The organism is Enterococcus sp. 7E2_DIV0204, assembly GCF_002140855.1.
In the GTDB taxonomy this organism is placed as follows: Bacteria; Bacillota; Bacilli; order Lactobacillales; family Enterococcaceae; genus Enterococcus_L; species Enterococcus_L lemimoniae.
Window position 1 is genome coordinate 2,937,099 of the sequence record NZ_NGKY01000001.1, and the last position, 12,794, is coordinate 2,949,892.

Annotated in this window: 12 protein-coding genes; all 12 read left to right on the forward strand. The window is 36.5% G+C overall.

Features of this window, described 5'->3' with window-relative positions; all coding sequences use genetic code 11:
* Positions 1-162 precede the first annotated feature (162 nt).
* Positions 163-1,131, forward strand: a complete 969-nt coding sequence (locus tag A5819_RS13640; RefSeq protein WP_086279297.1) for a PhoH family protein — start codon at positions 163-165, stop codon at positions 1,129-1,131.
* A 32-nt stretch (positions 1,132-1,163) separates the two neighbouring features.
* Positions 1,164-3,362, forward strand: a complete 2,199-nt coding sequence (locus A5819_RS13645) for an HD family phosphohydrolase (protein WP_086279298.1) — start codon at positions 1,164-1,166, stop codon at positions 3,360-3,362.
* On the forward strand, positions 3,362-3,838 hold the full coding sequence (gene ybeY / locus A5819_RS13650; protein WP_086279299.1) for an rRNA maturation RNase YbeY: 477 nt from the start codon (positions 3,362-3,364) through the stop codon (positions 3,836-3,838). The genes A5819_RS13645 and ybeY overlap by 1 nt, the downstream gene beginning before the upstream one ends.
* Positions 3,816-4,223 carry a diacylglycerol kinase family protein gene (locus tag A5819_RS13655; RefSeq protein WP_086279300.1) on the forward strand — a complete coding sequence of 136 codons (408 nt, stop codon included), beginning with the start codon at positions 3,816-3,818 and terminating at the stop codon, positions 4,221-4,223. Before ybeY ends, A5819_RS13655 begins: the two co-directional genes overlap by 23 nt.
* 12 nt (positions 4,224-4,235) lie before the next feature.
* Complete coding sequence (gene era / locus A5819_RS13660; protein WP_086279301.1) at positions 4,236-5,138, forward strand: GTPase Era; 903 nt, start codon at positions 4,236-4,238, stop codon at positions 5,136-5,138.
* Positions 5,139-5,231: 93 nt separating this feature from the next.
* The gene (gene recO, locus A5819_RS13665; protein WP_086279302.1) at positions 5,232-6,041 is read left to right on the forward strand and encodes a DNA repair protein RecO; all 810 of its coding nucleotides are present in this window, start codon (positions 5,232-5,234) and stop codon (positions 6,039-6,041) included.
* Positions 6,022-6,738, forward strand: coding sequence for an AAA family ATPase (locus A5819_RS13670; protein ID WP_086279303.1), 717 nt, complete (start codon positions 6,022-6,024; stop codon positions 6,736-6,738). Before recO ends, A5819_RS13670 begins: the two co-directional genes overlap by 20 nt.
* A gap of 298 nt (positions 6,739-7,036) precedes the next feature.
* Positions 7,037-7,279 carry a hypothetical protein gene (locus A5819_RS13675; RefSeq protein WP_086279304.1) on the forward strand — a complete coding sequence of 81 codons (243 nt, stop codon included), beginning with the start codon at positions 7,037-7,039 and terminating at the stop codon, positions 7,277-7,279.
* Positions 7,280-7,423: 144 nt separating this feature from the next.
* Positions 7,424-8,332: a glycine--tRNA ligase subunit alpha gene (gene glyQ, locus A5819_RS13680; protein ID WP_086279305.1), complete on the forward strand. Its 909-nt coding sequence runs from the start codon at positions 7,424-7,426 to the stop codon at positions 8,330-8,332.
* A gap of 1 nt (position 8,333) precedes the next feature.
* On the forward strand, positions 8,334-10,415 hold the full coding sequence (glyS, locus tag A5819_RS13685; protein WP_086279306.1) for a glycine--tRNA ligase subunit beta: 2,082 nt from the start codon (positions 8,334-8,336) through the stop codon (positions 10,413-10,415).
* Between the two features lie 164 nt (positions 10,416-10,579).
* On the forward strand, positions 10,580-10,984 hold the full coding sequence (locus A5819_RS13690) for a DUF2177 family protein (protein ID WP_086279307.1): 405 nt from the start codon (positions 10,580-10,582) through the stop codon (positions 10,982-10,984).
* 7 nt (positions 10,985-10,991) lie between these two features.
* Positions 10,992-12,794 carry a DegV family protein gene (locus A5819_RS13695; protein WP_086279308.1) on the forward strand — a complete coding sequence of 601 codons (1,803 nt, stop codon included), beginning with the start codon at positions 10,992-10,994 and terminating at the stop codon, positions 12,792-12,794.

Genomic DNA, 12,794 nt, shown 5'->3' on the forward strand with positions numbered 1-12,794 from the left:
AATAAAAAAACCAACGGGATTCCGTTGGTTTTTTTGTCCAACTTAACCAAAGTAGAGCCAGATATTAAATCGAATTGTTAGATTTAATCGTGCTCTCTTTTTAATAAATTAATAATATGGTATGATTGTAAAGAATGAAAAAATAAAGGAGATGGGCATTTTTTGACAGAAAATCAGTCGATATCTTTGGAATTGAAGTTAAATGATTCTGACGATGTTAGTATGCTTTTAGGAACCCATGATAAACATATAAAATACTTAGAAGATAATACAGATGTAACGATCAATACACGTGGTGAGACGATTCAGTTGCTAGGAGAAGAAGCAGAAGTACAGTTGGTTGCTTCTGTTGTAAGAACATTACAAGTCTTAATACAGCGCGGCATTAAAATCAGTACGCCAGATGTTGTTTCTGCTTTGAAAATGGCAAAAAATGGTGAACTGGATACATTTGTTGCGATGTATGAAGAGGAGATCTTAAAGGACCACCATGGCAGAGCCATTCGTATCAAAAATGTAGGGCAGAAAAAATATGTTGAGGCAGTAAGAAAACGAGATATTATTTTTGGAATTGGTCCTGCGGGAACGGGTAAAACATTTTTAGCAGTCGTAATGGCTGTGTCAGCATTAAAAAAAGGTGAAGTCCAAAAAATAATTTTAACGCGTCCCGCTGTTGAAGCAGGGGAAAGTCTGGGATTTTTACCTGGTGACTTAAAAGAAAAGGTAGATCCCTATTTGCGCCCGGTTTATGATGCGTTGTACCAAGTTTTTGGTATGGAACATACAAATCGCTTAATGGAACGAGGCGTAATCGAAATTGCACCATTAGCTTATATGAGAGGTCGGACTTTAGATGATGCTTTTGTAATTTTAGATGAAGCACAGAATACGACTATTGCTCAAATGAAAATGTTTTTGACTAGACTGGGTTTTAACTCAAGAATGATCGTTAATGGCGATACGAGCCAAATCGATTTACCTAAAGGCGTTGCTAGCGGGCTGATCCATGCAGAAAAAACGTTACAATCAATCGATAAGATTGCATTTGTTCATTTTGATGCTGGAGATGTGGTGCGACATCCAGTTGTTGCTCAAATCATTCGAGCGTATGAAAATGAAAGTCAAAAATAGAGTTAAACCTGCGGAAAGGAGTGAAAATTCCGTTGAAGTATTCGTTATTAAAATTACGTGATAAATTAGGAAAAGCCTATATTCCATTACTACTACTTATATTTTCCTGTTTTTTATTTATCATTATGTTTGGCAGCGTTCATCAAAAAAGAGTTGAGATCAAAGAAGGACAGCTAGCAGAAAATACAATTCGAGCAAATAAAAATGTTGAAAACACGTATGAAACAGCTCAGAAGAAAAAGCTAGCAGCTGAAGCTGTTACTCCAGAGTACATTTATCAAGAAGAAACAGCCGATGTTCAGCATAAACGTATTGAAAAGCTCTTTAAGCTGATTGTGACAGCAAATGAGAAAACAGATAAAGACTATCAAGAAAAGGTCGCTAAGGCCAAAAAAGATGAAACGATTCCAAGGCCAACGATAGAGGAAAGAGTCGCTAATTTAAAAGCTCAATTTGAAGCGTTGGATCAAGATGAAGTCGCTTTTTATCAAAAATTTCCCAATGTGTTTTATCAAAATATTTTCTCATTAGATGCAACTCAGATTCAACAAGTAAAAACCGAAAGCTTGAAAATCGTAGACGAGAAAATGAAAGATCATGTTCGTGAAGCTGATCTAGATAATGTTCGTCAAAGTGCGATCGAAAAGATTCAATTTCTTGATGTTACCGGAACGATGCAACAAGAAATTCGTTATATTGTGAACCAAGGAATCGTGGCAAATGATTTTGCCAACGATAAAAAGACAAAAGAACTACGTCAAAATGCGATGGATGCCATTCCGCCTTCAATGATTTATCAAGGTGAAATCATTGTTCGTGAAGGGACTCAAATTGATAGTAAAGCGATGGAAAAACTTGAGTTGTTGGGTATGACAAATCAAAGCACTTCTTTATTTCCGATGGCTGCTTTGGCACTAGCAATTGTTTTACAAGTTTTAGTTTTATTGTTTTTCACTAAGCAAGTTACAGAAGAGGGTCGACGAAGACATTTTGTATTATTTTATGTAGGAGCAATGTCTCTAAGTGTTGTATTGATGAAATTTTTCCAAATCTTCCAAACAGAACAAATGATGTATATTTCTTTGTTCTTCCCAGCAGCCTTTACGCCACTAGTCCTAAATTATTTTGTTAGTAGACGAGCGGGTGTTTTAGCAGCTGTTTTCCAAGTGATTTTTTCACTGTTTGTTTTTTATAATGCTATTGGAACGAATACATTGACAGTAATTATAGTGAGCTATATGTTTTCTGGTTTGCTAGCAACTGTAGTTAAACGAACTCGTATTAGTGAGCAAGGCTTAGTTGCCGTATTCTGGGTAATCATTTTTCCAGTTTGTCTAGATTTTGTTTTGATGATTTATCAAGGGATGAGCTTTTTTGATGGTAAATCATGGACGATGATGATTTGTGCTCTTGCTGGGACTGTTTTGGCTTTCCTTGCAACAATGGGACTTCATCCATATATCGAATTACTTGTAACCGATGATAGTGTGATTGTTTTAAATGAGCTAAGTAACCCGAATCATCCATTATTAAAACAACTACTTGAAGAAGCTCCTGGAACGTATCATCATAGTATGATGGTTGCGAGTTTGAGTGCCAATGCAGTAGCTGAAATCGGTGGTCGTTCGTTACTGACTCGTGTTGCTTGTTATTATCATGATATTGGTAAAATCAAGCATGCAAATTTCTTTGTTGAAAATTTACCAGCGGGCGCAGAAAATCCGCACAACTTTTTATTACCTGAAGATAGTAAACAGATTATTTTTGGTCATGTTATTGATGGCGCTAAGATATTGGAAGAGTACCATATGCCTGAAATGGTGATCGATATTTGTCGCCAACATCATGGGACCACGTTAATGAAGTTTTTCTATGTTAAAGCTAAAGAACGTAATGCAGATATTTTAGAAGCAGATTTCCGGTACCCAGGTCCTAAACCTCAAACAAGAGAAGCTGGGATCGTAAGTATTGCAGATACATGTGAAGCGGCAGTTCGTGCAATGGATCATCCGACAAACGAAAAAATTCAAGCTTTTGTTCATAATGTTATCCAAGATCGGATTTCAGATGGACAACTAGATGATTGTGGCTTAACCATGAAGGAGATTCGGATTGTTGAGAAATCTTTAGTTAGTGGGTTGTGTAGCACATTCCATTCAAGAATCAAGTACCCAAAAATGAAATCAGAAGCGCAAGAAATGAAAGATGAACAAGAAAAGAGAGATGACTAATGGACATTTCATTTATTGATGAAACAACGAATTTATCAAAAGATAATTTAGAAGAAGTAGAAAATCTGTTGCAGTTTGCGGCTGATTTTCTGAACATATCTAAGGATACAGAAATGTCCGTGACTTTTATGGATAATTCAGGCATTCAAGTAATAAATCGAGACTATCGAGGCAAAGATGCCCCAACAGATGTCATTAGCTTTGCGTTGGAAGAAGAAGGGGAAGACGAATTGCCGATTATTTTTGACGATGAGACTGAAGCCTTCCCTAGAAACCTTGGAGATATTATGATCTCAACTGAACGCGCTGTAGAACAAGCGGTTGAATACGGTCATTCGTTTGAACGTGAATTGGGTTTCTTGGCTGTGCATGGTTTTTTACATTTAAATGGTTATGATCACATGGAACCTGAGGATGAGAAAGAAATGTTTGGTTTACAGAAAGAGATCTTAGATGCCTATGGACTCAAAAGATAAGCGGACAGCGAAAAATAAGCATTTTATAACATCCTTAGAGTTTGCTCTTCAAGGAATTAAAACGGTATTTAAAGAAGAACGAAACATGCGGACACATATTTTTATGGGAATAATTGCGATTATTTTCGGTTTTATTTTTCGATTAGTGCTTTCAGAATGGTTGTGGCTGCTGCTAGCAATCTTTCTGGTATTGGTGATGGAAATCATTAATACAGTTTTCGAGAATGTCGTCGATATGGTGACGGATTTTCACTTTCATCCAATCGGGAAAAAAATCAAAGATATGGCGGCAGGTGCAGTTCTTTTAACGACCGGATTTGCCGTAGTCGTGGGAGCGCTACTGTTTGTTCCCAAAATTTGGCAAATACTACAAGACTTTTTATAGAGGAGAGAAACTATGACAGAAGCACATAAATCTGGATTTGTAGCAATCGTAGGGAGACCAAACGTTGGTAAATCTACGCTGTTAAATCGAATCGTCGGACAAAAAATTGCGATTATGAGCGATAAGGCTCAAACAACAAGAAACAAGATTCAAGGGATCTATACCGTTCCCGAAGCACAAATCGTTTTTATTGATACACCTGGTATCCATAAGCCAAAACATCGCTTGGGTGATTTTATGGTTGAAACGGCTTATAGTGCTTTGCGCGAAGTTGATGCAACTTTGTTTATGATCAGTGCAGATCAAAAAAGAGGAAAGGGTGACGATTTTATCATTGAACGTCTTAAAACAATGACGAGCCCTGTGTATCTTGTAATCAATAAAATCGATACGGTTCATCCAGATCAGCTTTTGGGTATTATTGAAGATTATGCAAGTCAGATGGATTTTGCAGAAGTTGTGCCAATTTCAGCAACAGAAGGAAATAATGTTGATCGATTGATGGATGTTTTAGTGGATCAAATGCCTGAGGGGCCGCAATATTTCCCAGATGATCAAGTAACAGATCATCCTGAGTACTTTATCGTTTCTGAACTAGTACGCGAAAAAGTCCTCTTATTGACACGAGATGAAATTCCACATTCTGTTGCAGTAGTTGTGGATTCAATGAAACGTGATGAAAATGATAAAATCCGTATTCAAGCGACAATCATCGTTGAGCGTGATAGCCAAAAAGGGATCATCATTGGTAAAGGCGGTAAGATGCTTAAACAGATTGGAACCAAGGCTAGACAAGATATCGAACATTTATTGGACGATAAAGTATACTTGGAACTTTGGGTAAAAGTTCAAAAAGATTGGCGCGATAAAAAAGTTCATTTACAAGACTTTGGTTATCGTAAAGACGATTATTAATAAATGCCAAAAGAACAATTCTGTGTGGGAGCGGAATTGTTCTTTTACTTCTACATCTGCTAAAATAGACTAAAATACAAGGGAGGCGAAATCATGGCTTTAGGCGAAACAAAGGGGATTATTTTATTTACCAAAGACTATAAAGAAAAAGATAAATTAGTTAAGATTTTTACAGAGTCATTTGGTAAATTAATGTTTTTCGTAAAAGGGGCGCACCGAAAAAATAATCCAATTGGTCCTGCTATTTTGCCTTTTACAGAAGCTGTTTATATTGGCGATTTTAGAGAAGAGGGTCTATCTTTTTTGAACGGCAGTAAAGAAGTCTATCCCCTTCGTGTGATTCAGGAAGATATTTTTGTTAATGCCTATGCAACTTATATCTTGAATTTAGTCGATGCCGCTATCGAAGATCGGACTTATGATCCTAATCTATACCATTTTGTGCAGCAAGCGCTAAAATTATTAAATGAGAATAAAGATGCAGAGATCATTACTAATATTTTTGAAATTCAATTACTGAGTCGTTTTGGTATCACGCCGGAATGGAGACACTGTAGTGTTTGCCAAGAAACACGAGGAAAGTTTGATTATTCATCAAAGTATAGCGGTGTATTGTGTGAACGACATTGGCACCTTGATGATCATCGTTACCACGCTAATCCAAGGGCAATCCATTTTATTCGACTGTTTTCTGCCATTTCGTATGATAAGGTTCAGGATATCAATGTGAAAGCAGAGACGAAAACTGCAATTAGACAAACAGTGGATGAGCTTTATGATGAATATGTTGGGATTAATTTGAAGAGCAAGAAATTTATTGATCAGATGAAAAGTTGGGAAGACACGTTGAAAATACCTAAACGAGAAAGAGAAGAGGAAGAAGATGGCAAAACTTTATCTTAAAGGAATCAAATACGATAAAGCTCTTTCTTCAACTGAATTTCCGTTTAATTTACCTATTGCAGCGCATATTGAGCAACTTATATTTGAAACACCAGTTACATTTTTAATTGGTGAAAATGGTTCTGGAAAATCAACAATAATTGAAACGATGGCTGGATTAATGGGCTTAAATCTAGAAGGTGGGTCCAAAAATAATATTTTTACATCCTACAAAGAACAACCTTCATTTGTTGAAGCGACTCGGCCAATCAAATATCCAGATCATCCCAAAGATAGTTATTTTTATCGAGCTGAATCCTTTTATAATTTAATGACCGAGATTGAAACGATCGATCAAGGTGCAGGTTTTTTTGAAAGGTCATTACATACTTATTCAAGAGGAGAATCGTTTTATGAGTTAGTGGCAACTCGATTTTTGGGACGAGGTTTTTATTTATTAGATGAACCCGAAACTGGATTATCTCTTAGTACACAATTGCAATTAATGGTCTTGATGCAAGACTTAGTGCAGAGGGATTCTCAATTCGTAATCGCGACCCACTCTCCAATTTTATTGTTTTTTCCAAAGGCAACAATCTATGAATTTATGAATGGGGACATCGTTAAACGTAAACTAGAAGAGACAAAAATCTATCAAGATTGGGCGATGATTTTCGAAAGAAAAGAGCATTTTTTTCAGAAATTATTTGAATCTTGAAAAATAATTTGACATCTTCTTCATCTAAGATTATCATAAAGAGTAATTAAATAAATACGTTGAGAAAGAAGAGTAGAAAGAACTGCTGTGATAGCGAGTCTGGAAAAGTGTGAGCCAGATACAAGCAACTTTTGAAGGGCGCTTTTGAGTATACTTAAACGAAGCTGCCGATAGTTGTTATCGGAAGTAGGGTGGAACCGCGATTATTCGTCCCTATGTCTCTATGAGGCATAGGGACTTTTTGTTTGCTCTTGATCACTATGTTTTACGTCCTTAATCAAGGGAAAGGAGGAAATTCATGCAGTTTAATGCAACTTTCTTACCTGCTGATTTTTCACAGAACAAGTTAAAGGTTTTGTCGCTTGTTAAATTGTTAGTCCAGATCAAAGATAATGATGGTATCATTATTGAAGCGTTCGAAACAGTTTCTAGCGAAAAAATTTATACTATCAATACAACGCTGACGGACACTATGGAAGTTGAAGTTTCTGTTGTTCAAGGTGAAGTTATTGAGTTTTATCCAGTAGTTACAGCGTTGTAAAAAATTAATTGGTTTCATTAAGTTATTCGTTTAGATTTTTGAAAAAAGTAAATTCTAAATGAGGCAAAAAGCATTTCAATGTCAATTTCCTAATTTTCTACAGGATTGACCGATTTGCTACGCTTTTAAAATAGGAGGATCACAATGGAAAAGAAACTTACTGTACAAGAAATGATTTTAACGTTACAAAAATTTTGGTCATCAAATGATTGTATGCTGATGCAAGCATATGATACGGAAAAAGGAGCAGGAACAATGAGTCCGTATACTTTTTTACGGGCAATTGGACCAGAACCTTGGAATGCAGCTTATGTAGAGCCTTCAAGAAGACCAGCAGATGGTCGTTATGGTGAAAATCCAAATCGATTATATCAACATCATCAATTTCAAGTAGTAATGAAACCATCTCCAGATAATATTCAAGAATTATATTTAGAAAGTTTAGAATTATTGGGAATCGATCCTTTAACTCATGATATCCGTTTTGTTGAAGATAACTGGGAAAATCCTTCTATGGGGTGTGCTGGTTTAGGCTGGGAAGTTTGGCTAGATGGTATGGAAATCACTCAGTTTACGTATTTCCAACAAGTTGGTGGCTTAGCCTGTCACCCGGTTACCTCAGAAATTACTTATGGGATAGAGCGTCTTGCATCGTACATTCAAGAAGTAGAAAGTGTGTATGATTTAGAATGGACACAAGGTGTTAAGTACGGAGAAATCTTTAATCAGCCTGAATATGAGCATTCAAAATATTCATTTGAAGTTAGTAATCAAGAAATGTTGCTGGAAAACTTCGATAAATTTGAAAAAGAAGCGAAACGTTGTATCAATGAAAGCTTGGTACATCCAGCTTACGATTATATTTTAAAATGCAGTCATACCTTTAATTTGCTTGATGCCCGTGGTGCTGTTTCTGTGACGGAACGTGCCGGCTATTTAGCACGAATCAGAAATATGGCTAAAGCCGTTGCGAAAATTTTTGTTGCAGAGCGGGAAAAATTAGGCTTCCCACTCTTAAATAAAGAGGATCAAACTACTAAGGAGGCAAAATAACATGGCAAAAGATTTATTACTTGAAATTGGCTTGGAAGAAATGCCAGCACATATTGTCAGCCCAAGTCGCATACAATTAGAAAATAAAATCGTCAAATTCCTAGATGAAAATAAATTGACCTATGAAACGGTTCAAAGTTTTTCCACACCTCGTCGTTTGGCGGTACGTGTAACGCAATTGCCAGAGCAGCAAGAAGATACGCAAGAAGAAGTCAAAGGACCTGCTAAAAAAATTGCTCAAGATAGTGAAGGCAATTGGAGCAAAGCAGCCGAAGGATTTGTTCGTGGTCAAGGCTTGACGACAGAGGCTATCACATTCAAAGAATTGAACGGTGTAGAATATGTCTATGTGACCAAACAGAACCACGGTCAAAAAACACTTGATGTGTTGGCAGGATTAAAAGAGGTTATTACAAGTCTGACTTTCCCTGTTACAATGCACTGGGCAGATCATGATTTTGAATATATTCGTCCAATTCATTGGATCGTGGCATTATTGGACGATGAAGTGATTCCATTCTCTGTATTAGATGTAACAACGGGAAAAAGTTCTCGCGGCCACCGCTTCTTAGGGGATGATGTGGCATTTGATCATTCAAAAGAGTACGAAGAAAAGATGAAAGAACAGTTTGTAATCGTTGATTCCAATGAAAGAAAAACAATGATCATTGATCAAGCAAATCAATTAGCTGAGAAATATCATTGGACGCTAGATTTAGACGAGAATTTATTGGAAGAAGTGAATAATTTAGTTGAATACCCAACCGCATTTGTAGGGGCTTTCGATGAAAAATATCTTTCTGTGCCCGAAGAAGTTTTAGTTACTTCAATGAAAGAGCATCAGCGTTACTTTGATGTTCGTAATGATCAGGGGTTATTACTTCCGCATTTTATTTCCGTTAGAAATGGAGATAGTGTCCATATTGAAAATGTGATCAAAGGTAATGAAAAAGTCTTGATAGCTCGTTTAGAAGATGCAGAATTTTTCTATAATGAAGATAAAAAACTATCAATTGAAGAATGCATTGAAAAATTAAAAAATGTCACGTTCCATGAAAAAATCGGAACGATTTATGAAAAAATGCAACGGGTGGGTGTTATTGGGCAAATCATTGGAAAAGAAGTCGGATTGTCTGAAGATGAACTAACCGATTTAAAACGCGCTTCTGAAATCTATAAATTTGATTTAGTAACGAATATGGTGGGAGAATTCCCAGAACTACAAGGAATCATGGGTGAGAAATATGCCTTGCTTCAAGGGGAAAAACCAACTGTAGCTCAAGCGATTCGTGAACATTATTTACCAACATCAAGCAATGGCGCCTTACCAGAATCAACAATTGGAGCTGTATTAGCTTTAGCCGATAAACTAGATAGTGTCTTCGCGTTCTTTGCGGTTGGCATGATTCCTAGCGGCTCTAATGATCCATATGCATTACGTCGACAAACATATGGGGTCATTCGAATCGTCGAAGAAAAAGGCTGGCAGTTCCCACTTGTTCAGTTACAGATGGATATCGATGCCGCTGTCAATGCGGATAGTAAAAAATATGGTGTTCAATTGACTAGTGGACAAGAAGAAGTAATTGATTTTATAAAAGCGCGTCTGCGTCAACTGCTGATGACAAAAGATGTACGTCATGATGTCATCGATGCTGTGATTTCTTCTGAACAAAAAGATTTAGCCAAACTATTTTCGTCTGCAACAATTTTGAAAAAGCATTTGTTGGATCAAGGTTTTAGACCCTCCATTGAAGCTTTGACGCGAGTAATCAATTTAGCTAAAAAAGGGCGTGATTTACTAAACCAAGAAAGTAAAGTAGATGCAGCCTTATTTGAAAATGATGCGGAGAAAGCTTTACATCAAGCTGTTAATAAAATTGAAGAGCAGTTTGCTGAAAATACAATGTCGGAAAATTATCAAGCTCTAGTAGCACTGCGTCCATTGATTGAACAATATTTTGAAGAGACAATGGTCATGGTAGAGGATGAGCAAGTGAAAGTAAATCGTTTGAAAGAACTTAACCGAATTGCCAAAATGGCGTTATCATTGGCTAGTCTGGATTTACTGATTGTAAAATAAACTAAAGGTGGACAGAATACTGATTATAGTATTCTGTCCACCTTTTTCACTGTGCTATCAAGATCTAAATAGATAGCAAGCAAAATTTTTTCATAAATATTTTCAACGTGGTAGGATAACCTTATCAATCGATAAGGTTTATAAAATTTTTAGGAGGTAAAAAGATGAGTCATTTTGCGAAATTATTTATTACTGCAGCGCTGGCATTTTTAGTGTTTGATTTTACTTGGTTACTGTTGATTGCTAGACAAATGTATCAAGAATATTTGGGTAGTTTATTGGGGACAACCAAGATAATACCTGCTGTATTATTCTATATAGTTTATTTAGTAGGGCTACTCTTTTTCGTTGTTTATCCTGCGCTTGAAAAAGATAGTATGATGTATGCTCTTTTAGCGGGTGCTTTTCTCGGATTATTGTGTTACGCCACTTACGATTTGACGAATTTAGCTACGATCAAAGATTGGCCAATTTTAGTCACAATAATTGATCTAATATGGGGAACAGTAGTTACAGCAGTTACTAGTGGTATCACTTTTTATGTAGCACAATATTTTAACTGGAGGTGAATGGAGTATGGAAAGTCAACTGATTGACTATAAAGAGCTGGTGAATGCATTTCAACAAGGTGCAATTCTCGTATTGAATGAAAGACGAGAATTGAATCAAATCAATGTTTTTCCAGTTTCAGATGCTGATACGGGAAGTAATTTAGCTTCGTTGATGCAAGCAATTCTTGAGGAAACTAAAAAGGAATCGACATCTGTTATAGAGGTGTTTGAAAAAGTTGCCGACGCTTCTTTGGTTGGTGCTAGAGGAAACTCAGGAATTATTTTTGCTCAATATTTTAATGGGATCTATAATAACTTATTAATTCAAGAGGAGAAGAGTTCTGTTGCTAGTTTTGTGCATAGTGTAAAATTAGCAATTGTCGAGGCGTATCAAGCCATCAGTGATCCTGTTGAAGGAACGATCATTACGGTTATTCGATCGTGGGCAGAAGCCCTTAATGACATCGATCCAGTACACGGGCTAGATAAAATACTGCCGAGAGCCTTGACTAAAGCGGAACAAGCGTTGGAACATACAACGAACCAATTAAAAGTGTTACAAAGAAATCAGGTAGTAGATGCTGGAGCGAAAGGTTTTTATCTATTTATGGTTGGGTTTACTCAAGCATTTGTTGATAAAGAAACTGAAGCCCCAGATAGAAATTACATTGACGATTCACCCAAAATAGGGATATCTGAAACACAACATGTAAATACTGCTGAACCGAAATTTAGATATTGTACCGAAGTTTTATTAGATCAAGTCACAAAGTCAAAGGCTGAAATTCAGATGGATTTGGCTCCGTATGGGGATTCTTTGATCGTGGCTGTAAATCGCAACAAGGCAAGAATTCATATTCATTCTAATCAGCCAGATGAAGTATTACATTATTTAAGTAAGGTTGGTCAGTCTATGCAACAAAAGGCAGATGACATGCTACTGCAATATCAAATCAATCAACAAAGAAAAGCGTCGATTGCATTAGTAACGGATTCAATTGCTGACATTCCTTCTGAGTACTTGTTAGCTAATCAAATTCATGTCCTGCCAATGAATATCTTGATTGGAGATACTAGTTATCTTGATAAACTAACGATTCAAAGTAAACAATTCTTTGAATTGACTAACGCACTAAGTGACCGAGCAACTAGCTCACAACCAACTTTAAAGACTGTAGAGAATCTTTTTTCTTTCTTAGAAACGAGATATGAAGCAGTTATTGTTATTACAGTTGCAAAAAAATTAAGTGGCACATTTCATACAGTTAAGGAAGCGGCAAAGAAAAAAACATCCTCTGTGAAAATCGAAGTAATTGACTCCAAACTAAATTCTGCAGCGCAAGGGTTATTAGTGATGAATGCAAATGAATTGATCCAATCTGGAGCAGGTTTTGAAGACGTGGTGAAACACATTAAGAACAAGCGGAATAAGCTTAAAATAGTGGTTAGTGTAGATGATTTAGATCCGATGATCGAATCTGGCAGAATTCCGCAATTTGCTGGTAAAATAGCAAAAAAAATTAATTTGAAACCAATCGTCAGTTTAAATGAAACTGGTGAAGGGAAGCTGAGTGATTTTGCGTTTAGTTTGAAAGGGAATGAGCGAAAGGTTATTCAGCAATTAAAAAAACATCATAAGAAAAATAAAGTACGACGCTATGTTGTCATCCATGCAGGAGAAGAGGAACGAGCATTACAGTTGAAAAATAAATTAAGTGAAGCGTTAGGCTTTCAACCAAGTTACATGATGGATATTTCAACTGTGGTCGCGATGAGTGCGGGTCAAGGCAGTATAGCAGTAGCATTTGAAGAAGAAAGTGGGGAGTAG

Excerpts from the sequence above, each read along its gene's own strand:
- A5819_RS13675 (WP_086279304.1), top strand. The coding sequence starts at position 7,037 with ATGCAGTTTAATGCAACTTTCTTACCTGCTGATTTTTCACAGAACAAG.
- recO (WP_086279302.1), top strand. The coding sequence starts at position 5,232 with ATGGCTTTAGGCGAAACAAAGGGGATTATTTTATTTACCAAAGACTAT.
- A5819_RS13670 (WP_086279303.1), top strand. The coding sequence starts at position 6,022 with ATGGCAAAACTTTATCTTAAAGGAATCAAATACGATAAAGCTCTTTCT.
- glyQ (WP_086279305.1), top strand. The coding sequence starts at position 7,424 with ATGGAAAAGAAACTTACTGTACAAGAAATGATTTTAACGTTACAAAAA.
- glyS (WP_086279306.1), top strand. The coding sequence starts at position 8,334 with ATGGCAAAAGATTTATTACTTGAAATTGGCTTGGAAGAAATGCCAGCA.
- A5819_RS13695 (WP_086279308.1), top strand. The coding sequence starts at position 10,992 with ATGGAAAGTCAACTGATTGACTATAAAGAGCTGGTGAATGCATTTCAA.
- ybeY (WP_086279299.1), top strand. The coding sequence starts at position 3,362 with ATGGACATTTCATTTATTGATGAAACAACGAATTTATCAAAAGATAAT.
- A5819_RS13655 (WP_086279300.1), top strand. The coding sequence starts at position 3,816 with ATGCCTATGGACTCAAAAGATAAGCGGACAGCGAAAAATAAGCATTTT.
- A5819_RS13690 (WP_086279307.1), top strand. The coding sequence starts at position 10,580 with ATGAGTCATTTTGCGAAATTATTTATTACTGCAGCGCTGGCATTTTTA.
- era (WP_086279301.1), top strand. The coding sequence starts at position 4,236 with ATGACAGAAGCACATAAATCTGGATTTGTAGCAATCGTAGGGAGACCA.